18 protein-coding genes, 2 pseudogenes and 1 riboswitch are annotated in these 21,694 nt (G+C 71.6%); of the genes and pseudogenes, 6 read left to right on the forward strand and 14 right to left on the reverse strand.

Features of this window, described 5'->3' with window-relative positions; all coding sequences use genetic code 11:
* Nucleotides 1-205 (forward strand): annotated as a pseudogene (locus tag AXW62_RS05160) (D-alanyl-D-alanine carboxypeptidase); the annotation flags it as partial.
* A 427-nt stretch (nt 206-632) separates the two neighbouring features.
* Here AXW62_RS05160 and AXW62_RS05165 read toward each other — a convergent pair.
* The 3 genes from AXW62_RS05165 to trpS form a co-directional block, all read right to left on the reverse strand.
* The gene (locus tag AXW62_RS05165) at nt 633-1,625 is read right to left on the reverse strand and encodes a YihY/virulence factor BrkB family protein (protein ID WP_060943439.1); all 993 of its coding nucleotides are present in this window, start codon (nt 1,623-1,625) and stop codon (nt 633-635) included.
* A 280-nt stretch (nt 1,626-1,905) separates the two neighbouring features.
* Nucleotides 1,906-2,505: a 2'-5' RNA ligase family protein gene (locus AXW62_RS05170; protein WP_060943440.1), complete on the reverse strand. Its 600-nt coding sequence runs from the start codon at nt 2,503-2,505 to the stop codon at nt 1,906-1,908.
* A gap of 236 nt (nt 2,506-2,741) precedes the next feature.
* Nucleotides 2,742-3,755 (reverse strand): tryptophan--tRNA ligase, encoded by a 1,014-nt coding sequence (trpS, locus tag AXW62_RS05175; protein WP_060943453.1) that lies wholly within the window; start codon nt 3,753-3,755, stop codon nt 2,742-2,744.
* Between the two features lie 76 nt (nt 3,756-3,831).
* On the opposite strand from trpS, the pseudogene AXW62_RS45505 reads away from it, so the two are divergent.
* Both AXW62_RS45505 and AXW62_RS45510 read left to right on the forward strand, forming a co-directional pair.
* Nucleotides 3,832-4,383 (forward strand): annotated as a pseudogene (locus tag AXW62_RS45505) (RNA polymerase sigma factor); the annotation flags it as partial.
* A 16-nt stretch (nt 4,384-4,399) separates the two neighbouring features.
* Entirely contained in the window at nt 4,400-4,789 is a 390-nt protein-coding gene (locus AXW62_RS45510; RefSeq protein WP_060943441.1) for a hypothetical protein, read from the forward strand.
* Here the strand turns inward: AXW62_RS45510 and glyA are convergent.
* Nucleotides 4,728-5,999 (reverse strand): serine hydroxymethyltransferase, encoded by a 1,272-nt coding sequence (gene glyA / locus AXW62_RS05185; RefSeq protein ID WP_060943442.1) that lies wholly within the window; start codon nt 5,997-5,999, stop codon nt 4,728-4,730. The genes AXW62_RS45510 and glyA overlap by 62 nt on opposite strands.
* 41 nt (nt 6,000-6,040) lie before the next feature.
* A riboswitch (ZMP/ZTP riboswitch) is annotated at nt 6,041-6,138 on the reverse strand.
* Nucleotides 6,139-6,170: 32 nt separating this feature from the next.
* Here glyA and rocD point away from each other — a divergent pair.
* Entirely contained in the window at nt 6,171-7,391 is a 1,221-nt protein-coding gene (gene rocD / locus AXW62_RS05190; protein ID WP_060943443.1) for an ornithine--oxo-acid transaminase, read from the forward strand.
* 257 nt (nt 7,392-7,648) lie between these two features.
* Here the strand turns inward: rocD and AXW62_RS05195 are convergent, their stop codons facing one another.
* From AXW62_RS05195 to pdxR, 3 genes are all read right to left on the reverse strand, one after another.
* Complete coding sequence (locus tag AXW62_RS05195; protein WP_060943444.1) at nt 7,649-8,833, reverse strand: glutathionylspermidine synthase family protein; 1,185 nt, start codon at nt 8,831-8,833, stop codon at nt 7,649-7,651.
* 15 nt (nt 8,834-8,848) lie between these two features.
* The gene (locus AXW62_RS05200) at nt 8,849-9,208 is read right to left on the reverse strand and encodes a hypothetical protein (protein ID WP_060943445.1); all 360 of its coding nucleotides are present in this window, start codon (nt 9,206-9,208) and stop codon (nt 8,849-8,851) included.
* Between the two features lie 63 nt (nt 9,209-9,271).
* Nucleotides 9,272-10,747, reverse strand: coding sequence for a MocR-like pyridoxine biosynthesis transcription factor PdxR (gene pdxR, locus AXW62_RS05205; RefSeq protein ID WP_060943446.1), 1,476 nt, complete (start codon nt 10,745-10,747; stop codon nt 9,272-9,274).
* Nucleotides 10,748-10,793: 46 nt separating this feature from the next.
* Here pdxR and AXW62_RS05210 point away from each other — a divergent pair, with 46 nt between their 5' ends.
* Both AXW62_RS05210 and AXW62_RS05215 read left to right on the forward strand, forming a co-directional pair.
* On the forward strand, nt 10,794-11,273 hold the full coding sequence (locus tag AXW62_RS05210) for a carboxymuconolactone decarboxylase family protein (RefSeq protein ID WP_060943447.1): 480 nt from the start codon (nt 10,794-10,796) through the stop codon (nt 11,271-11,273).
* Between the two features lie 137 nt (nt 11,274-11,410).
* Nucleotides 11,411-11,998 (forward strand): Uma2 family endonuclease, encoded by a 588-nt coding sequence (locus AXW62_RS05215; RefSeq protein ID WP_060952806.1) that lies wholly within the window; start codon nt 11,411-11,413, stop codon nt 11,996-11,998.
* Nucleotides 11,999-12,043: 45 nt separating this feature from the next.
* Here the strand turns inward: AXW62_RS05215 and AXW62_RS05220 are convergent, their stop codons facing one another.
* The 7 genes from AXW62_RS05220 to AXW62_RS40490 all read right to left on the reverse strand — a co-directional run.
* Nucleotides 12,044-13,021, reverse strand: a complete 978-nt coding sequence (locus AXW62_RS05220) for an ABC transporter substrate-binding protein (RefSeq protein ID WP_060943449.1) — start codon at nt 13,019-13,021, stop codon at nt 12,044-12,046.
* A gap of 1 nt (nt 13,022) precedes the next feature.
* Nucleotides 13,023-15,044, reverse strand: a complete 2,022-nt coding sequence (locus tag AXW62_RS05225) for an ABC transporter permease (RefSeq protein WP_060943450.1) — start codon at nt 15,042-15,044, stop codon at nt 13,023-13,025.
* 46 nt (nt 15,045-15,090) lie between these two features.
* Nucleotides 15,091-16,191 (reverse strand): quaternary amine ABC transporter ATP-binding protein, encoded by a 1,101-nt coding sequence (locus AXW62_RS05230; RefSeq protein WP_102884930.1) that lies wholly within the window; start codon nt 16,189-16,191, stop codon nt 15,091-15,093.
* Nucleotides 16,191-17,777 carry a GMC family oxidoreductase gene (locus AXW62_RS05235; protein WP_060943451.1) on the reverse strand — a complete coding sequence of 529 codons (1,587 nt, stop codon included), beginning with the start codon at nt 17,775-17,777 and terminating at the stop codon, nt 16,191-16,193. The genes AXW62_RS05230 and AXW62_RS05235 overlap by 1 nt, the downstream gene beginning before the upstream one ends.
* A gap of 206 nt (nt 17,778-17,983) precedes the next feature.
* Entirely contained in the window at nt 17,984-19,486 is a 1,503-nt protein-coding gene (locus AXW62_RS05240; protein WP_060943452.1) for an aldehyde dehydrogenase family protein, read from the reverse strand.
* Nucleotides 19,487-19,737: 251 nt separating this feature from the next.
* Nucleotides 19,738-20,727, reverse strand: a complete 990-nt coding sequence (locus AXW62_RS05245; RefSeq protein ID WP_030828634.1) for a malate dehydrogenase — start codon at nt 20,725-20,727, stop codon at nt 19,738-19,740.
* A gap of 790 nt (nt 20,728-21,517) precedes the next feature.
* A partial coding sequence (locus tag AXW62_RS40490; protein ID WP_159060815.1) for a DUF3017 domain-containing protein occupies nt 21,518-21,694 on the reverse strand: 177 nt, incomplete at its 5' end.

A 21,694-nucleotide genomic window follows, 5' to 3' on the forward strand; every position in this document is an offset into this window, starting at 1 on the left:
GGGCGCGAGCCACTCGTCGGCCGATGGTGAGGACAGCCGTAAGGGCGCCCAGGCGTCCGTCTCGACGGCCAACGGGAGCTCCAGCGGTATGTGGACGGCGGTGGGCATCACGGGCGGCTCACTGGCGCTGCTGGGCGCGGTGGCCTTCGGAGTGCACCGCCGCTGGCCGCTGCCGGAGCTGGTGCGGCGGCGCTCGCGCGACTGAGCCGCCGTAGGCCCTGCGCCCCGAGGTCGTGCCGCCTCGCCGCCTTGCCGCCGCCTTACGGCCGTCGCCGTGGTCGTGGTCGTCCGCCGTCGCCGGGTTCCTACGCGGTCACCGTGGTCGTCACCGTCACCGTCGCCGTGGTCGTCACCGTGGTCGTCGTCTCAAGGCCGCCACGGTCGCCTGAGACGCCAGGTGGCCTGGAGGCCGTCGCCTGACGGCCGCCGGGGTTACCGGGGCGCCGGGGCCGCCGGGGGCGCCTTACGGACACCAGCGTCGCCTTACGGTCGCAACCCCGAGGCGGTCGCCCCAAGGCGGTCACCCGAGCCGGTCAGCATGAGTCGGTCATCCCGGGGGCGGTCATCCTGGGGGACGGTCATCCCCGGGGCCGTCATCCCGGGGGCTCGCCACACGGCCCCGCCGTCCGTCGTCACGCCGCCGCCGGTGGGCCCTCCCGCCCGCTGGGCCGGGGGTCTTCGGCCTCCCGCCCGTCGGGCCGGGGGTCTTCGGTCTCCGGCCCGGACGGCTGGGCCTTGTCCGCCTCGGCCGCCCATTCGGCCTCGCACTCGGCCTGGGCGGCGGGCGGCGTGGCGGTCCACGCCGCGCAGTACAGCGTGAGTTTCGCGGTGAAGTTCATCCACAGCAGCAGGGCGATGGGCACGCCGAACGCCCCGTACATGCTCTTGGCCGCCACCCCCTTGAGATAGCTGCTGAGCAGCAGCTTGAGCAGTTCGAAGCCGATCGCGCCGATGAGTGCGGCGATCACGACCGTACGGCGGGGCGGCTCCACACCGGGCAGCCAGGTCAGGACGTAGCACAGCAGCAGGAAGTCGGCGCCGACGGCGGTCGCGAACGCGGCGATGCGCAGCAGCCAGCCGCCGATCCCATCCTCGGGGATGCCGATGAGCCGGGCGACCCGGCCCACGGCGGTGGCGGCCAGGGTGGACACGGCGAACGAGACGAGGGCCACCCCGCCCAGCCCGACCAGGATGAAGGCGTCCTTGACCTTGCGCATCACCGGATTGCCCGGGTCCTCCTCCAGCTCCCATACGGCGCGCAGGCACTCGCGCAGCGAGCCCACCCAGCTGATGCCGGTGAACAGCAGCAGCGCGCCCGCGACGGCTCCGATGGTGGCGGCGTTCTGGACCAGCCCGCCCAGGTCGAGCTGGCCGGAGATACCGGGAATCTGCTGGGCGAGCTTCTTCTGCACCTGGGCCATCTGCGATTCGGTGAGCGTGGCCGCGCCGATCGCCGCCCCGACGGCGATGAGCGGGAAGAAGGCGAGAAAGCTGGTGAAGGTGATCGCGGCGGCGAGCCGGGCCCAGTGGACGCGGTCGAGCCGTTCATAGGTGCGCCAGGCGTGGGTGTGCCTCAGCCAGGCGATCGCGGGGCCGACGACAGGCAGCCGGGTCAACGATTCCATGCTCAGCCACTACCCTTCCACGCGTTCTCACTCCTCGGCGCACCTGCGAGCGCTACGCAGACGCCTATCCGGGTTCCCGGATCGGATGCCTATGCGGGTTCCCCGGAGCGACGCTCCGCTCATCGCTCTTTTGGTGAGGGCGTGGAGAAGTTCACCCCATGGCCGCGCGGCGCCCGGCGCGACACGTGCGCGCGGGGCCGGAGTCCGGGGGAAAGGGAACGCGCCCAGCTGAGAGGGCCTGGCGGGCGGTGAGCGATCGACTGCCAGGGGGACTGACGGGCTAACGGTGAGGCGCCGCCGGGCGGGAGAGATCGGCCTGACGGGGCACCACGGGCGGGACGCCTTCCGGCCGTTCGTCCGCCCCGAAGGGGTATTCGCGGTCCAGGCGCCAGACCCCGTCCGCCCCCTGCTCGTACAGCGCGAAGCCGTTGATCATCCAGGCGGCCTCGAACTCCTTGAGCTCGATGAACGCCCGGTCCATCGCCTCCTCGTCGATGCCGTGCGCGATCGTGACATGCGGGTGGTACGGGAACTGGAGCTCACGTGCGCACGGCCCGGACTCCATCCGGATCCGCTCCTGCAGCACCGCGCACTCCTCCGCGCCCTCGACGATCCTGACGAAGACGACCGGCGAGAGCGGCCGGAAGGTGCCGGTGCCCTCCAGCCGCATCGGGAACGGCCGCCCCTCGGCCGCGACCCGGGCCAAGTGGTCCTCCACGGCGGGCAGCACCGAGGCGTCGACCTCGGTCGGCGGCAAGAGGGTGACGTGGGTGGGGATGCCATGGGCGGCCGGGTCCCCGAAGCCCGCGCGCCGCTCCTGGAGGAAGCTGCCGTACGGCTCCGGGACCGCGATCGAAACGCCGAGCGTTACGGTCCCCACTGCGTTCTCCCTCCTGGCCCTCCCGGGCTGCTGGTTCTGGCCGCTGCACCCGTGTCAGTGTGGCGGCTGCGCCGCCTTCGCGGCTAGATTCCTCGGTCCTCCGGCACGCAGATCCACGGACCCCCTGGTCAGGGGGCCGGACCGGTGTGTTCCGCTGTCCGCGCGGGTCCACGTGCCATACGTGCGCGGGGCGCGCCGTGCTCACCGGGCGGCGGGCACGGCGCTCGGCGTGCCGCTCAGCGCACGGCGGGCAGGAAGCCCACCTTGTCGTAGGCGGCGGCCAGCGTCTCGGCGGCGACGGCGCGGGCCTTGTCGGCGCCCTTGGCCAGGATTCCGTCCAACGTCGCGGGGTCGGCGAGGTATTCCTGGGTCCGCTCGCGGAACGGCGTGACCCATTCGACCAGCACCTCGGAGAGGTCGGTCTTGAGCGCGCCGTAGCCCTTGCCCTCGTAACGGCGCTCCAACTCCGGGATGCCGGTGCCGGTCAGCGTGGAGTAGATGGTCAGCAGATTGCTGACGCCCGGCTTCTTCTCCTCGTCGAAGCGGATCTCGGTCTCGAGGTCGGTCACCGCGCTCTTGATCTTCTTCGCCGAGACCTTGGGCTCGTCCAGGAGGCTGATGATGCCCTTCGGCGTGGAGGCCGACTTGCTCATCTTGATCGTCGGGTCCTGGAGGTCGTAGATCTTCCCCGTCTCCTTGACGATGTACGGGTCGGGGATGGTGAAGGTCTCGCCGAAGCGGCCGTTGAAACGGTCGGCCAGATCGCGGGTCAGCTCGATGTGCTGGCGCTGGTCCTCGCCGACCGGGACGTGGTTGGCCTGGTACAGCAGGATGTCCGCGACCTGCAGGATCGGGTAGGTGAAGAGGCCGACGGTGGCCCGGTCGGCGCCGTGCCTGGCCGACTTGTCCTTGAACTGCGTCATCCGGGACGCCTCGCCGAAGCCGGTGAGACAGTTCATCACCCAGCCGAGCTGGGCGTGCTCGGGCACATGGCTCTGGATGAAGAGCGTGCAGCGGTCCGGGTCCAGACCGGAGGCGAGCAGCTGGGCGGCGGCGAGCCGGCTGTTGGCGCGCAGCTCCGCCGGATCCTGCGGCACGGTGATCGCGTGCAGGTCGACCACGGTGTAGAACGCGTCGTGGGTCTCCTGCAACGCGACGTACTGCCGGATCGCGCCGAGGTAGTTGCCGAGGTGGAACGAACCTGCGGTGGGCTGGATACCGGAGAGCGCACGGGGACGATCGAGGGCCATGACACCCATTCTCTCAGGTGTGGAACCAGACTCCGTCCGCCGGTGTATGAAAGGTGTGAGGATGGGTGAAGCACAGATCATCGCGCGGGTACGGGCCGGCGACACCGAGGCGTACGCCGAGCTGGTGCGGGTCCATGCACCGATCGCGCACCGCACGGCACGGCTGCTGGGGGCGGGCGCGGATGCCGAGGATGTGGTGCAGGACGCCTTTGTGAAGGCGTATCTCGCGCTGGGGCGGTTCCAGAGCGAGGCGGCGTTCCGGCCCTGGCTGTTGCGGATCGTCGCCCATGAGACGAGTAACGCGGTGCGCTCGGCTCGCCGGCGGCGCACGGCGGCGGACCGGGAAGGGGCTCTGCTGGCCGGGGCCGAGCCGGTGATACCGGAATCGGCCGATCCGGCGGCCGTGGCGCTGGCGGGCGAGCGGCGGGGGCGGCTGCTGGCCGCGCTGGAGGAGCTGAGCGAGCCGCAGCGGCGGGTGGTGATCTATCGCTATCTGCTGGATCTGGACGAGGGGGAGACCGCGGAGGCGCTGGGCTGGCCTCGCGGCACGGTGAAATCGCGGCTGAGCCGCGCCCTGAAACGGCTGGAGCGGCTGCTGGGGCCCTCGGAGACAGCCGATGAGACGGAGTGGGGAGGCACGGGAGATGGCCGAGGAAGGGCTGCCCGGCGAGTTGCGGGCGCTCGGGCGGGCGCTGGAGATACCGCCGTCCGGCGGACGCCCGGCGGACGACGGACGCCCGTCGGACGACGGACCGCGGGCGCACGGCGTGCAGGGGACGGACGGTATGTCGGGGGCGCACGACGTGCGGGGGACGGACGGTGTTCCGGCGGAGGGCGGGGAGACGCTGGTCGAGCGGGTGATCGCCCGGATCGTGGGCCTGCCGGTGCCGGTGGCCGACGACCGGATCCGGGAGGAGCAGTGGTGGGGGCCGCTGCCCGGCCTGGAGGCCGGGCAGGGCCCCGCGGGCGGCGTCAGCCGGTCGGCAGACCGGGAGCCGGGTAGGCGGCCATCAGCTCGGCCACCTCGGTCCTGATCTTGCCGAGGGCCCCCTCGTCGCCGCTCTTCGCGGCGGTCACCCCGCGGTCGATCCAGTCGGCCACGGCGGGCATGTGCTCGGCGGTCAGTCCGCGCGAGGTGAGGGAGGGAGTGCCGATCCGGATACCGGAAGGGTCGAAGGGCTTGCGCGGGTCGAACGGGACGGTGTTGTAGTTCACCACGATCCCGGCCTGGTCCAGGGCCTTGGCGGCGACCTTGCCCGGCACCTCCTTGGGCGTCAGGTCCATCAGGATCAGATGGTTGTCGGTGCCGCCGGAGACCAGATCGAAGCCGCGGGCGAGCAGTTCCTCGGCGAGCGCCCTGGCGTTGGCGACGACGGCATGGGCGTAGTCACGGAAGGCGGGCTGGGCGGCCTCGTGCAGCGCCACCGCGATGGCCGCGGTGGTCTGGTTGTGCGGGCCGCCCTGGAGCCCGGGGAAGACGGCCTTGTCGATGGCCTTGGCATGGGTCTCGCGCGACATCAGCATCGCGCCGCGCGGACCCCGGAGCGTCTTGTGGGTGGTGGTGGAGATGACATCGGCGTACGGGGCGGGCGAGGGGTGGGCGCCGCCCGCGATCAGACCGGCGATATGCGCGATATCGGCGACGAGCACCGCGTCCACCTCGCGGGCGATCTCCGCGAAGGCGGCGAAGTCGATCGTGCGGGGCACCGCCGTGCCACCGCAGAAGATCAGCTTGGGCCGCTCCTCGCGGGCCAGCTGGCGCACCTGGTCGAAGTCGATCACACCGGTGTCCTGGCGCACCCCGTACTGGACACCGCGGAACCACGCACCGGTCGCGGAGACGCCCCAGCCGTGGGTGAGATGGCCGCCCATGGGCAGCGACATACCCATCACGGTGTCACCGGGCCGGGCGAAGGCCAGATAGACAGCGAGGTTGGCGGGCGATCCGGAGTAGGGCTGGACATTGGCGTGCTCGGTGCCGAAGACGGCCTTGGCCCGGTTGATCGCCAGGGTCTCGACCTGGTCGATGACCTGCTGGCCCTCGTAGTAGCGGCGGCCGGCATAGCCCTCGCTGTACTTGTTCTGCAGCACCGTCCCGGAGGCTTCCAGGACGGCGGCGGAGACGTAGTTCTCGCTGGGGATCAGGCGCAGGGTCTCGGACTGCAGCAGCTCCTCGGCGCCGACGAGGGAGGCGAGTTCGGGGTCGGCGGCGAGAAGGGCGGGATGGGAGAGGGGCAGGCTCATCGGGTCCTCCGGGGCGATCGGTGACTCTGTCCGGTCGTGTCCCGGGGTGCCCAGGCGGGCGGCACCTCGTGGCGCTGGGGCCGCGCATCGCTTCCTCGTGGTCGGTTCCACGCTCGGCTCGCCAGTCACGATGCGCACCCCCACTCTAGCTAGTGAGACAAGGAGGACGAGATGGGACCGGGAGACTCCGCGGAGCGGGCCATCGCCGCCGCCGAAGCGCACGGCGCGCACAACTACCATCCGCTGCCGGTCGTCATCGCCTCCGCCGAGGGCTCCTGGATGACCGATGTCGGGGGCCGCCGGTATCTCGACCTGCTCGCCGGATACTCGGCGCTCAACTTCGGGCACCGCAACCCCCGGCTGATCGAGGCCGCCAAGGCTCAGCTGGACCGGGTCACCCTCACCTCCCGGGCGTTCCACCACGACCGGTTCGGCGCCTTCTGCTCGGAGCTGGCGGAGCTGTGCGGTATGGAGATGGTGCTGCCCATGAACACGGGGGCGGAGGCGGTGGAGACGGCGGTCAAGACCGCCCGCAAATGGGGCTACCGGATCAAGGGCGTACCGGACGGCCGGGCCAGGATCATCGTCGCCGGGAACAACTTCCACGGCCGGACGACCACCCTCATCAGCTTCTCCACCGATCCGGAGGCCCGTGCCCAGCACGGCCCCTTCACCCCCGGGTTCTCGATCGTGCCGTACGGGGACCTGGCGGCGATGGCGGAGACGCTGGACGCCGCCCCCGAGGAGACGGTGGCGGTACTGCTGGAGCCGATCCAGGGCGAGGCGGGCGTGGTGGTGCCGCCGCCCGGCTATCTGTCCGGGGTCCGGAGGCTGACCCGGGAGCGGAACGTCCTGTTCATCGCCGATGAGATCCAGTCGGGCCTCGGGCGCACCGGCACCACCTTCGCCTGTGAGCACGAGGGCGTGGTCCCCGATGCCTATGTGCTGGGCAAGGCGCTCGGCGGCGGGGTGGTGCCGGTGTCGGCGGTGGTGTCCTCCCGGGAGGTGCTCGGGGTGCACCGCCCCGGCGAGCACGGCTCGACCTTCGGCGGCAGCCCGCTGGCCTGCGCGGTCGCCCTGGAGGTCATCGCCATGGTGCGGACCGGGGAGTTCCAGCGGCGCTCGGCCGCATTGGGCGAGCTGCTCCACCAGGAGCTGGGGCTGCTCCTGGGAAAGGGGGTCCAGGAAGTGCGCGGCCGGGGGCTGTGGGCGGGGGTGGACATCCATCCGTCGCGGGGCACCGGGCGGCAGATCTCCGAGCGGCTCATGGACCGCGGGGTGCTGGTCAAGGACACCCATGGCAGCACCATCCGGATCGCCCCGCCCCTGGTGATCAGCCAGGAGGACCTGAAGTGGGCCCTGGGACAGCTCGAGGCGGTGCTGGCCGAATGATCCCCTACAGCTCGGTGACGCCGTACGGCTCACGACCGGGCACCGTGGCCCCGCGCGGCTGGGCGCCCCTCTCCGGCTCACCGCCTCTCCATGGCGTAGCGACCCCGCACGGCATAGCGCCCCCGCACCGCGCAGCGACCCCGCACCGCGTAGCGCCCCCGCACGGCGTACCGCCTCCGTGCGGCGTAGCGACCCCGCACGGCATAGCGCCCCCGCACCGCGCAGCGACCCCGCACGGCGTAGCGCCCCCGGGCGGCTCAGAGGATCACATGCGGTACGAAGCGGGCGTACTCGTCCGTCACCAGCCCCGCCGACTCGCGGATGCCGAGCCCCGCCGCCTCGTCCTCGACGACCCAGGTGCCCAGCACCACCCGGTTGCCGTCGAAGTCGGGCAGCGGCGCCAGCTCCTGGTAGCAGCACGGCTCGTCGCGGAGGACGGGCTCCTCGCCCGGCGGGTGCACGGTGACCCCGGCGCCCTCGCGGCCGAGCAGCGGTTTGGCCACGTAGCCGGTGGTGCGGGCCAGTTCCCGGGGGCCGTCGAGATAGGCGGGCAGCAGATGCGGATGGCCGGGGAACAGCTCCCACAACACGGCCAGCAGCGCCTTGTTGGACAGCAGCATCTTCCAGGCCGGTTCGATCCACAGCGTGGATCCGGTGCCGCCCCCGTTGTCGAGCGTGTCCAGCACATGCGGGCCGAACCGGTCGGAGACCAGCCACTCCCAGGGGTAGAGCTTGAAGCAGCTGCGGATGAAGCGGAAGCGCTTGTCGACGAAGCGGCCCGACAGCCGTTCCCAGCCGATGTCCTCCATGGAGATCGCCTCGGTGCTCAGCCCCGCCTGGTCGGCCGTCTCCCGGAGGTAGGCGACCGTCATCAGGTCCTCGCCCAGTTCGTCCCCGGCCGAATGCGCGAAGTACAGGGGCGTGCCCGGCGGCAGCAGCGCCGCCTGGGTGCGCCAGGCGGCGACCAGCCGTTCATGGAGGGAGTTCCACTGGTCCGCGCCCGGAAAGCGATCCTCCATCCAGAACCACTGGGCGCTGGCCGCCTCCACCAGCGAGGTGGGCGTGTCGGCGTTGTACTCCAGCAGCTTCGCCGGGCCGGTGCCGTCGTAGCGCAGGTCGAACCGGCCGTAGACGCTGGGCTGTTCGTCCCGGCGGTGCCAGGACTCGGCGACCAGCCGGGCCAGCCGCGGATCGTCGATGCCGAGGTCGGCGAAGCGGCCGGTCTTGACGATATGGGCGGCCGCGGCCAGCGACATCCGGTGCAGCTCCTCGACGACCTCCTCCAGTGCCTCGGCCTCGGGCAGCGAGAAGGCGTAGTAGGCGCTCTCGTCCCAGTAGGGGCGCAGCGAGCCGTCCGGGTAGCGGGTCAGCGGATAGATGACCCCCTGCTCCTCCACCGTGGACTGCCAGTCGGGGCGGGGGTCGATGGTGTGGCGCTTCATCGTGGGGCGGCCCGCTCAGCCGCCGCTGGAGCCCGAGCAGCCGAATCCGCCGCGGTCGGCCGCCTTGCTCTTGTCGAAGGTGCCGTAGTCCGCCCAGCGGCCGCTGACGTCGGAGTCGTAGTACCAGTCGCCGTCGACGCTCTTCTGACCGCGGCTCTTCTTGCCCTTGCCGCCCGCGGCGGACGAAGAGTTCTTGCAGGCGCTGGAGTCGACGACCCGGTAACCCTTCAGCGCGTCATAGCTGTTCCGGTCCACGCAACGCTTGTCCGGTTCCGACCCACAGGAGGTGAGCGCCGCCGCCAGCGCGCCCATGCCGCCCAGGATCACCGTGCTCGACCGCAGCCGCCGTGGTGCTTTCCGTACCTTCGGTGCCATCGGTGCCTCCCCCGTTCGTGTGCCGCCACTTTAAGGGAGATGTCGCACATATGAACGGCAGGGTCAGGGCAGCACCCGGCACAGCGCCTCCAAGGCTCCCGGGAAGGCGTGCTCGGGCGGGGCGCCGTAGGCGAACACCAGCGCGTCCGGCTGCCCGCCCGGCCCCGGCTCGTCCGGCCGCTCCGCCTCGCGGTAGCGGTAGCGGGCCAGCCCCTCCAGCGCCAGGCCCTGCCAGGCCGCGCCCCGCACCACGGACCACTCGGTGCCCGGCGGCAGTTCGAGCACCGCGTGCAGCCCCGCCGCGATGCCCGTGATCCGCACCTCCGGGGCGCGTGCGGCGAGCGCCGCCACCAGCTGATCGCGGCGGCGCCGGTAGCGCATCCGCATACCGCGCACATGACGGTCGTACGCCCCCGAGTCGATGAACTCCGCGAGCGTCAGCTGGTCCAGCGCCCCCGACTGCCACTCCCCCGTCCCCTTGACCGCCAGGAGGTCGTCCATCAGATGGTCCGGTACCACCATCCACGCCAGCCGCAGCGCGGGCGCCAGGCTCTTGCTCGCGGTGCCCAGATAGACCACATGCTCCGGGTCCAGCCCCTGCAGCGCCCCGACCGGCTGGCGGTCGTAGCGGAACTCCCCGTCGTAGTCGTCCTCCAGCACCAGTCCGCCCACCCGCGAGGCCCAGTCGACGACGGCGGCGCGCCGGTCGGCAACCAGCGGCACCCCGGTGGGGAACTGATGGGCCGGGGTGAGCAGAACGGTCCGCGTCCCCGGCAGCCGGTCCACCTCCGCCGTCCGCGCCCCCTGCCGGTCGACCGGCAGCGGCACGGTGCGCAGTCCGGCCCCGCGCAGCACGTTCCAGTGGATGTCGAGCCCGTAGGACTCCACGGCCACCTCACGGTGTCCGGCCTTCGCCCGCACCCGGCTGAGCAGGGCCAGCCCCTGGACGAACCCCGCGCAGATCACGATCCGTTCGGGCGCGGCCCGCACTCCGCGGGCCCGCGCCAGGTAGTCGGACAGGACCCGCCGCAGCTCGGGCCGTCCGGCGGGCCGGCCGTAGTCGAAGGCGTCGTTCGGCGCGGCGGTGAGGGCGCGGCGGGCCGCGGAGAGCCAGGCGGACCGGGGGAAGGCCGAGACATCGGGCGACCCGGGCCGCAGATCATAGGCGGGCCGGGAGGCGGCGAGCGGGGGTGTGCGCGGCGGCGCGGGCTCGGGCGGTACGACGCGCCGGGCGACCCGGGTGCCCGAGCCCTGCCGGGCCGTCAGCCAGCCCTCGGCCACCAGCTCCCCATAGGCGTCGGCGACGGTGTTCCGGGCAATGCCGAGATCGGCGGCGAGGGAGCGGGAGGAGGGCAGCCGGGTGCCCGGGGCGAGCCGCCCGGTGCGGACGGCGTCGCGCAGGGCGCGGATGAGGGCGGCCCGCACCCCGGTCCCGCCGCCCCGCGGCAGGTCCAGATGGAGATCCGCCCCCGGCCCGGCCGGGCCGCCCGCCCGCCGCTGTCCGGGTTCGCCCCTTGGAGTGGCCCAGGAATCTGCCATGGAAATGGACCATACTCCTGGGCCGCCCGGCCTCTAGCGTGGAGGCATGACGACCGGAACTTCCCACCCGCACGGCCCCCGCATGCAGTTCGCCAAGGCCGCCCCCGAGGTCTACAAGGCCATGGTCAACCTGGACGCGGCCGCCAGGAAGGGCATCGACCCGACACTGGCCGAGCTGGTCAAGGTCCGTGCCTCGCAGCTCAACCGCTGCGCCTTCTGCCTCGACATGCACACCAAGGACGCCCGTGCGGCGGGCGAATCCGAGGAGCGCCTCCACCTGCTCAACGCCTGGGAGGAGGCCGGGCACCTCTTCACCGAGAAGGAGCAGGCCGCCCTCGCCCTGACCGAGGCCGTCACCGTCCTGACCGACGGTTTCGTCCCGGACGACGTGTACGAGCGAGCCGCCAAGCACTTCGAGGAGCGGGAGCTGGCCCAGCTGATCGCCCTGATTCTCACCATCAACGCCTGGAACCGGATCGGCGTGACCACCCGCATGATCCCCGGCGCCTACAAGCCGACGGTGTGACCATCTGCCCCCGTCGTCGTTGAGGGCGACGGGGGCAGACGTCCGACATCGGATCCATCGCGTAGCGCATGATGGTGACAGGCCCCCGCTTTGGCAGTACGGCACGAAGGCAACACAGCCAGAAGGGGGACCCACCCATGGGAGGTCTCGTGATGACGGCGCCACTGCCCGACCAAGAGTTCGAAGATCTGCTCGACCTCCACGCCCGGCTTGAGCTGCCGGATGGCATGCGAGCAGAACTCATCGGGGGGGAGATCGTCATCTCACCGACGCCTGCGAATTTTCACAACTGGATCTACGGCCGACTCCAGCGCCGTCTCAACCGTGAGGTACCGGAAGACTGGATCATTACCAACACCGCCACGGTCTTCCTCCCCGCGACAGAGGAGCGCTTCATCCCGGACCTGCTCATCTGCGAGTCGGAGGCGCTGAAGAGCATGGAGGAGTGGCAGGTCCAGGCGGATGACGTGCTGCTCGTCGCCGAGATCACATCGCCGTCCACCCGGGCGCGCGACCTCCAGGCCAAGGTGAAGGGCTACGCCCACTCCAGCGTGCCGGTCTACCTCCTGATCGACCCGCACGACCACGAGGGCTCCACGACCGTGTACTCCGCGCCGGACGGCAAGGGCCGCTACCGGGACGAGCACCGAGCGGCGTTCGGGGAGCCGGTGACGCTCCCCGAACCGCTTGGCATCGAGCTCGACACCGCCGGCTTCCTCAAGTAGCCCGAGCGCCCCGACTGCCCAGGCTGCCCTGAGTCCGGTCCGGGCTCAGGGCAGCCACTTCTTCCAGACGTCCGGGTGCTCCCTGACCCACTTCTCCGCGGCGTCCTCGGCCGTCATCCCCTTCGAGGCGATCAGCTCGGACACCTCGTTCTGGTCCGCCTTGGTCCAGTGGAACTTCTTCAGGAACGCCGCCGCCTCGCCGCCCTTCCGCGCGAAGTCCGCGTTGAGGTACTTCTGCAGCGGTGTGGTCGGGTAGGCGCAGTCGATGGTGGCGGGGTCCTCGGTGCCCTCGGTCGCGCACGCGTCGGTGTACGTGGGCAGCTTGACCTCGACCATCGGCACCTGGTTGAACAGCCACTGCGGTTCGTACCAGTAGGTCAGGAACGGCTTCCTGGCCTTGGCGAACTGCTTGATCTGGGTGATCTGCGCCGCTTCCGAACCCGCGAAGACGATCTGGTAATTCAGCTTCAGGTTCTTCACCAGCGCCTTGTCATGGGTGACATAGGACGGGGAGCCGTCCAGCAGCTGGCCCTTGCCGCCGCTCTCCGCGGTCTTGAAGGTCTTCGCGTACTTGTTGAGGTTCTTCCAGTTCAGCACGTCCGGATGGGCGTCGGCGAAGTACTTCGGCACCCACCAGCCGATATGGCCGGTGACCCCGAGCCCGCCGCCCGGCACGATCGTCTTCTTGTCCTTGACGTAGCGCCGCTCCTGCTCCGGGTGGCCCCAGTCCTCCAGGATCGCGTCCACCCGGTCCTGGCTGAGCGCGTCCCACGCCGGCACCTCGTCCACCTGCACGGTGTCGACGCGGTAGCCCAGCTCGTGCTCCAGCAGGTACTGGGCGACCGCGACATTGGCCTGGGCGCCGATCCACGACTGGACCGAGAGCGTGACGCTCTTCGCACCGCCCACATTGGCGTACGGCGAGGTCTGCTTGGTCATGTCCGCCGCGCCGCAGCCGGTCGCGGTGAACACGGCCGTGATCCCGGCCGCGGCCATCAGCAGCTGAGTGCGGGTGCGAGCCATCTCAGGCCCCCTTCCTGTCGCGGCGCGCGGTCGGCTGGGTGACCCGGTCGAGCATCAGCCCCAGGCAGACGATCGCCGCGCCGGCGACCAGCCCCGTGGCCAGGTCGCCCTGTGCCAGGCCGAACACCACCTCGTAGCCGAGCGCGCCCGAGCCGACCAGACCGCCGATGATCACCACGGCCAGCACCAGCACCACGCCCTGGTTGACGGCGAGCAGCAGCGCCGGGCGGGCCAGCGGGAGCTGGACCTGGCGCAGCTGCTGTCCCTGGGTGGCGCCGAGCGAACGCGCCGACTCCAGCGCCGCCGGATCGACGTTGCGCAGCCCCTGGGTGGTGATCCGGATGACGGCGGGCAGCGCGTAGACGATGGCCGCGGCCGCCGCCGGGGCGCGTCCGACGCCGAACAGCGCGACCACCGGGATCAGGTACACGAACTGCGGCATGGTCTGGCACACGTCCAGCACCGGCCGCAGCAGCCGCTCCAGCCGGGTGGACCGCGCGGCCGCGATGCCGATCGCGAAGCCGAGCACCAGCGTGACGAAGACGGCCGCCAGCACCTGGGAGAGGGTGTCCATGGACGGCTCCCACACCCCGAGCACCCCGATCGCGGCCATGGCGGCGGTCGCGGTCAGGGCGGTGGCCCAGGTGCCGATCAGCCAGGCCAGCGCCGCGACGATCAGCAGCACCGCGTACCACGGGAGGCCCTGCAACCCCTCGCGCAGCGGGTCCAGGATCCAGGTGACGTAGTGCGAGGCCCATTCGGCGGTGCCGCCGACGACCGGCACACCCGTGTAGAGGTGGTCGACCATCCAGTCCTTGAACTGGTTGACGGGCTCCTCGACGGCGACGGTCCAGCCGGTCGGCCAGGTCTGGGACCCGGCCAGCCGGCCGGCGAGGGTCACCACCGCGGTGCTCACCGCGACGCCCGCCCAGGCGGGCCAGCCGCGCAGCAGCCGGGGCCCGTCCTCGGCCGGGGGTTCGCCGAGTCGTTCGCCCGCCGACGCCGTGGTGCGGTCCATCACGACGGCGAGCAGCACGATCGGCAGGCCGGCGGCGAGCGCCTTGCCGACGTCCACGCTGGACAGCGCCTGGTAGACGCGGTCACCGAGACCGCCGCCGCCGATCACCGACGCGATCACGGCCATGGACAGCGCCATCATGATCGCCTGGTTGACGCCCAGCAGCAGTTCCTTGCGGGCCAGCGGCAGCCGGGCCGACAGCAGCCGCTGCCGCCAGGTGGCGCCGAGCGAGGTCACCGCCTCCAGCACCCCCGCGTCCGCACCGCGCAGGCCGAGCGCGGTGAGCCGGGCCATCGGCGGCGCCGCGTAGATCACGGTGGCCAGTACCGCGCCCGGTACGCCGATGCCGAAGATCAGCACGACGGGCAGCAGATAGGCGAACGCGGGCAGCACCTGCATGGTGTCCAGCACCGGCCGCAGCGCCCGGAACGCCCGCTCCGAGAGCCCGCCGGCCAGCCCCAGCGCCCCGCCGACGAGGACGGACGCCGTGACCGCCACGGCCATCAGCGCCAGGGTCTGCATCGTCGGCACCCACATGCCCAGCAGCCCGCACACGGCGAAGGACACCACCGTCGTCACCGCGACCCGCACCCCGGCGACCCGCCAGGCCACCAGCGTCGAGGCGACGGTGACCCCGGCCCAGCCGAGGGTGAGCAGAACGACGTAGACGGCGCGGACGCAGATGATGACCGCGTTGCTGATGTGGCCGAAGAAGTAGAGGAAGATCCAGTGGCTGTCGCGGTTGTCGATGATCCAGTCGCTGGCCTTGCCGAGCGGCTCGGACACATCGACGGTCAGCGCCCCCGGCCAGCTGCCGCTCGCCCATGTGGCGTGCGCGATCGGCACCAGTACGGCGGCGAGCACCACGAGCACCGCGAGCTTGCGGACGGCCGGGCTCTGGACGGCCGCGCGCAGCGGAGACGTGCGGGCTCCGGCCGCCGCCGTCCCGGTGCCGGGCGGCTCGGTGGCGGGGCCGGTGGCGGGCCGGGTGGCGGTGGCACTCATCCGCGCCCCCCGGCCCCGCCCGGCGGGGAGGGGATCAAAGCGGTGCTCATGCCGCGGCCACCTCCTTGCCGTCCAGGCCCGCGACGACGCTGAGCAGGCAGGCGTGGTCCACGACGCCCAGGCAACGGCCGCCGTCGACGACGCGGGCGGGACCGCCGGTGCGGGCCACGGCCTCGATCGCGTCGGCGACGGTGGTGCCCGGGGCCAGCGCCGGTCCGCCGTCCTGCTCGTCGGACGTGGCGGGGCGCATCGCGCGGCGCACGGTCAGCACCTGCTCCCGCGGTACGTCGCGGACGAAGTCCCGTACGTAGTCGTCGGCCGGGGAGCCGACGATCTCCTCCGGGGTGCCGAGCTGCACGATCCCGCCGTCGCGCATCAGCGCGATCCGGTCACCGAGCCGCAGCGCCTCGCTGAGGTCATGGGTGATGAACACCATCGTCCGGCCCTCGTCGCGGTGCAGCCGGATGACCTCCTCCTGCATATCGCGGCGGATCAGCGGGTCGAGCGCGCTGAACGGCTCGTCGAAGAGCAGCACCTCGGGGTCGACGGCGAGCGCCCGGGCCAGGCCCACCCGCTGCTGCTGACCGCCGGAGAGCTGTCCGGGGCGGCGGCGCTCGAGACCGGTGAGGCCGACCTTCGCCACCATCTCGGCCGCCTTGGCGCGGCGTTCGGCCTTGCCGACGCCCTGGATCTCCAGGCCGTAGGCGACGTTGTCCAGGACGGAGCGGTGCGGCAGCAGTCCGAAGTGCTGGAAGACCATGGCGGCGCGGTGCCGGCGCAGATCGCGCAGCCGGGCCTTGTCCATGGCCAGCACGTCCTCGCCGTCGATCTGCAAGGTCCCGGAGGTGGGCTCTATCAGCCGGGTGAGACAGCGCACGAGGGTGGACTTGCCGGAGCCGGACAGCCCCATGACCACGAAGACCTCGCCCGGCTGGACGTCGAAGGAGACCTCGCGCACGGCGGCCGTACAGCCGGTGCGGGCGCGCAGCTCCGCGGCGGGCAGCTCGGCCTCGGGGGAACCGGGGACCCGGTCGGCCCTGGGGCCGAAGACCTTCCACAGGTCGCGGACGGAGAACACCGGGGCGTGTTCGCCGCCCTCGGGGGGCCTGGGGGTGCCGGGGGTCTCGGGGGCCAGGGTCGTCGCCATCACGCCTCGCCTCCCGGCGCGAGGACGGCGGCTCGCTCATCGGGCCGGCGCCGTTCCCGATCACGATCCTCGACCAGCAGCTCAGCGCACTTCTCGCCCACCATCAGGACTCCGATCATCGGGTTCACGGCCGGCATCGTCGGGAAGACGGACGCGTCGGCGATACGGACGCCGTCCAGGCCCCGGATCCGCAGATCCGGGCCGACCACGGCGAGTTCGTCCGACGTGGCGCCCATACGGCAGGTGCCCGCCGGGTGGTACACGGTGTGCGCGACCTTGCGGGCGTACTCGCTGATCTCCTCGTCGGAGGTGATCCGAGGGCCCGGACACACCTCGCGCTTGAGCCAGCTCGCCAGCGGCTCGGTCTTGGCGATCTCCCGCGCGAGGCGGATGCCGTCGACCAGCGTGCGGCCGTCGTAGTCCTCCTCGTCCGTGAAGTACCGGAAGTCCAGGGCGGGCTTGACGGACGGGTCGGCGCTGGTGAGGTAGAGCCGGCCGCGGCTGCGGGGCTTGGGGATGTTGGGGGTCATCGACACGCCGTGCTCGGGCTTTTCGTAGCCCAGCCGCTCCGGATTGTCGGTGAAGGGGATCTGGTAGAAGTGGAACATCAGGTCAGGGCCCCGGGATTCGGGGTCCCGCCGGATGAACAGGCCCGCGTCGGAGTCCATCGCGGAGTTGTCCGGGATCGGGCCGTCCGTCTCCCATACGATCACCGACTCCGGGTGGTCGAGCAGGTTCTCGCCGACGCCCGGCAGATCGTGGACGACGGGGATGCCCAGCGCCTCCAGATCGGCCCTGGGCCCGATGCCGGAGTGCATCAGCAGCCGCGGGGTGTCCACGGCGCCCGCGCAGACCAGCACCTCGGTCCCGGCCCGGACGAAGACCTCCTCGCCGTCCTTGGTGCGGACATGGACACCGGTGGCCCGGCCGGTGTCGTCCAGCTCCAGCCGGTACGCCCAGGTCTCCAGCATCAGATGGAGGTTGGGCCGGTCCAGGAACGGGTGCAGATAGGCGACCGACGCCGAGGAACGCTTGTTGTTCTCCGGGTGGTAGGCGAGGTCGAAGAAGCCGACGCCCTCGTGGAACGGCTTCTTGTTGAACCCCTCGACGCGCGGCACCCCGGCGGCGGCCTGGGCGGCCTCGACGAAGTCCCGCGCGATCGGGTTCCGGTCCTTCTCGTCCACCGGGACGATGTGGTTGCGCAGCCGGTGGAAGTACGGGTCCATGGACTCCGCGTCCCAGCCCTCGGCCCCGGCCTCGGCCCACTCGTCCCAGTCACCCGGCAGCGGCTTGAAGGAGATCAGGGTGTTGTGCGAGGAGCACCCCCCGAGCACCCGCGCCCGGCTGTGCCGGATATGTGAATTCCCGCGTGGCTGCTCGGTGGTGGGGTAGTCGTAGTCCAAGTCGCCGCCGAGCAGCCCGAGCCAGCGGCGCAGCGTGAGCACATCGGGCCGGTCGACATCGGACGGTCCGCCCTCGATGACGGCGACACGGATGTCCGGGTCCTCGGTGAGCCGGGAAGCGATCACCGACCCTGCGGTGCCGCCGCCGATGACGACGTAGTCGTATGCGACAGGTTCGGACATGGTGGGGTTACTCCTCGGGGTCTTACCCAGACGGCCCGCGCGGTGCGCGGGCCGGGGGCTGCCGCCCCTGGGTATGGGGGGTGGTGCCGGGTGCCTCGATGGCCACGGGCTTCGGCCGCCGGTCACCGTGTGCGGGCCCGGCTGGTCCGGACCCCGGGGGACGGGTCCGGGCCCAGCCGCACTCCTCCGGGCCGGCGGCGGGGGTGTCAGCCGGCGAACCAGCGCACCGGGCTCGGCCGCAGGTTCTCGTAGACGTGCTTGGTCTCGCGGTATTCGTCAAGGCCCGCGGGACCGAGCTCGCGCCCGACCCCGGACTTGCCGAAACCGCCCCATTCGGCCTGCGGAAGGTAGGGGTGGTAGTCGTTGATCCACACGGTGCCGTGCCGCAGCCGGGCGGCGACGCGCCGCGCCCGCGCGGTGTCGGCGGACCAGACGGCGCCGGCCAGTCCGTACTCCGTGTCATTGGCGAGTGTGACGGCCTCCTCCTCGGTTTGGAAGGACTCGACCGTCACGATCGGACCGAACGTTTCCTCGCGCACCACCCGCATCTGACGGTGGCACTGGTCGAGAACGGTGGGCAGATAGAAGTAACCGGTGGCCGGGCGGACCTCGCTGGGCTCCGGCTGCTTGCCGCCGCAGCGCAGCAGCGCGCCCTCCGCCAGGGCGGACGCCACATACGCCTCGGTCTTGTCCAGCTGCTGGGCCGAGACCAGCGGACCGCATTCGACACCGTCCTCGGTACCGCGGCCCAGCTTGATCTTCTCCGCGCGGCGGGCGAGTTCGGCCACGAACCGCTCCCGCACCGATTCCTCGACGATCAGCCGGGCGCCGGCCGAGCAGACCTGGCCGCTGTGGATGAAGGCGGCGTTCAGGGCCTGGTCGACGGCGGTGTCGAAGCCCTCGGCGGTGGCGCAGGCGTCGGCGAAGACCACATTGGGGTTCTTGCCGCCGAGCTCCAGCGCGACCTTCTTGACCGTCGGGGCGGCGGCCTGCGCGACCTTGGTGCCGCTGACGAGGCCACCGGTGAAGGAGATCAGGTCCACATCGGGGTGCTCGGACAGCCGGGCGCCCACGGGGTCGCCCGCGCCGGTGACCAGGTTGGCCACCCCGGCCGGCAGCCCGGCCTCGACCAGCAGCTTGACCAGATGGACGGTGGACAGCGGGGTCACTTCGCTGGGCTTGATCACAAAAGTGTTCCCGGCGACCAGCGCCGGGGCGACCTTCCAACTGGCCTGGAGCAAGGGATAGTTCCAGGGGGTGATCATCGCGCAGACGCCGACCGGTTCATGGACCACGACGCTGTGCACATCGGGGCTGCCCGCGTCGATGACGCGCCCGGCCGACTCGCCCGCGGCCAGGTCGGCGAAGTAGCGGAAGGCGTTGGTCACGTCGTCGACGTCGACCCGGCCCTCCTCCAGGGTCTTGCCGGTGTCACGGCTCTCGGTGAGCGCGATCGTCTCGCGGTCGCGCTGCAGCAGCTCGGCGACGCGGCGCAGCAGCGCCGCCCGCTCGGCCACCGGCGTCCGGGGCCAGGGCCCCTGGTCGAAGGCGCGACGCGCGGCCGCCACCGCCGCGTCGGTGTCCTCGACGCCCCCCTCGGAGACGACGGCGAGGGTCTTGGCGTCGGCGGGGTCGAGAACCTCCCGCTGCGCGCCGGATGCGGCCGCCCGCCACACCCCGTCCACATGAATGGTCTCGGCTGCCGACACGTAATCCTCTGCCTTCCGGTTCCGCGAGCTTTGCCACTGGTCCAGGCCAGCAACATGGACCCCTAACCGGAAGGCCGGAACCTATGCCTGATCCGCAAGAAAAAGTGGGACGGCTCACGCGATCCGAAGGCGGAACCGGTCGAGCGGCCGACCGGTCATCGGCCGGTCGTCCGCCGGTGAACGGCCGAAGGGCCACACCCCGGTGCGCATACCGGAATGTGACCCTTCGGACGCGGTCGTGGTGAGGTGCGTCAGATCAGGCCGAGGTTCCGCACGGCCTCGCGCTCCTCCTCCAGCTCCTTCACCGACGCGTCGATGCGGGTCCGCGAGAACTCGTTGACGTCCAGGCCCTGGACGATCTCGAACTTCCCGTCCTTGGCGGTGACCGGGAAGGAGGAGATCAGGCCCTGCGGCACCCCGTACGAGCCGTCGGAGACCACACCGGCGGAGGTCCAGTCGCCGGCGGCGGTGCCGTTGACCCAGGTGTAGACGTGGTCGATGGCGGCGTTGGCGGCGGAAGCGGCCGAGGAGGCGCCGCGCGCCTCGATGATCGCGGCGCCGCGCTTGGCGACGGTCGGGATGAAGGTGTCCGCCAGCCACTGCTCGTCGTTGACGACCTCGGCGGCGTTCTTGCCCGCGACCTCGGCGTGGAAGACGTCCGGGTACTGGGTGGCGGAGTGGTTGCCCCAGATCGTCAGCTTCTTGATCTCGGAGACCGGGGCGCCGGTCTTCTTCGAGAGCTGGGACAGGGCGCGGTTGTGGTCCAGGCGGGTCATCGCGGTGAAGCGCTCGGCCGGTACGTCCGGCGCGGCGGCCTGTGCGATGAGCGCGTTGGTGTTGGCCGGGTTGCCCACGACCAGGACCTTGATGTCGTCCGCGGCGTGGTCGTTGATGGCCTTGCCCTGCGGCTTGAAGATGCCGCCGTTGGCCTCCAGCAGATCGCCGCGCTCCATGCCCTTGGTCCGCGGGCGGGCGCCGACCAGCAGGGCGACGTTCGCACCGTCGAAGGCCACGTTCGGGTCGTCGGAGATGTCGATGCCCTGGAGCAGCGGGAAGGCACAGTCGTCGAGTTCCATCGCGGTGCCCTCGGCGGCCTTCAGCCCCTGCGGGATCTCCAGGAGACGCAGTGTGACCGGCACGTCCGCGCCGAGGAGCTGACCGGAGGCGATGCGGAAGAGCAGCGCGTAGCCGATCTGGCCGGCCGCGCCGGTGACGGTGACGGTGACGGGAGTGCGGGTCATGGCGGTCTCCTGCGCTGAGTTGTCAGTCCAAGATCTCTTGGTGTCGAGATACCTGCGTCAGGCTATCCGACGGCACCTGGCCCAGGTCCTCTCGGGCCATTGTGTAACCGCTCACCGCGTGGTTTCCGGCTGACCCGGCTGAACCAGCTGACCACGCACCCTGGCGGCCGCCTGCCAGGAGGGGGAGTGCAGGCGGCCGCCCAGTGCGTCACCCGTGGGGGGCTCGGGCAGCGTCTGCCCCGATTCCCCCGGCTCATTCCCCCCGCCTCCGAATTCCCCCGAACGGCCCCTCGGTTCCCGCGAACGGTCTCGGCGCACGGCCTGCCTCCGTCCGGCTCCCCGGCCCCCGACCAGCCCTGACGGGGCGCCGGGAGCCCGCCCCCTGCCCCGTGCCCACCTGCGCGGCCCGCGCGTATCCGTCGATCACCCACCGCACGACCGCCGTTGGCGTCACCGGACCGCGGGCCGACCACCCAAAGGGGCGCCTTGCCCTGGGATGTCGGGGCTTGGGGCGGGGGCGCATCGGAGCGTTTCACGCATGGGTGCGCACTTCCCTGCGCCCGGCTCGTCGTTGCACAGCCGAGACCTCGTACCGGAACGGTCACTTCCGAGCCACAGGGCCCTGACGATCATTGATTGGGCACAGCCCACACACAACCCTGTCTACCAGGCGGTCCGTCCTTCTTCGGGGGAGAGGGCGGACCGCCGCCGGACCGCTGGGATCCGGCCACAACGACGGCGGCCCGTCCTTCCACGGGGGAGAGGACGGGCCGCCGTTCCACGCGATCGGCTAGCGCACCGTGAAATGCACCACGTCATCGAGGAACGGGATGGTGACCCACGGATCCGGCTGGGCCATCAGGGACAGCAGCACGATCGCCGCGCCCAGCAGCCCATAGGTCAGCAGGTCGGTGAAGCGCGAGCGCACCGCCAGCATCCCCACCTCGGGCAGCGCCCACCGCAGGAA

The organism is Streptomyces hygroscopicus subsp. hygroscopicus (genome assembly GCF_001553455.1).
Classification (GTDB): domain Bacteria; phylum Actinomycetota; class Actinomycetes; order Streptomycetales; family Streptomycetaceae; genus Streptomyces; species Streptomyces hygroscopicus.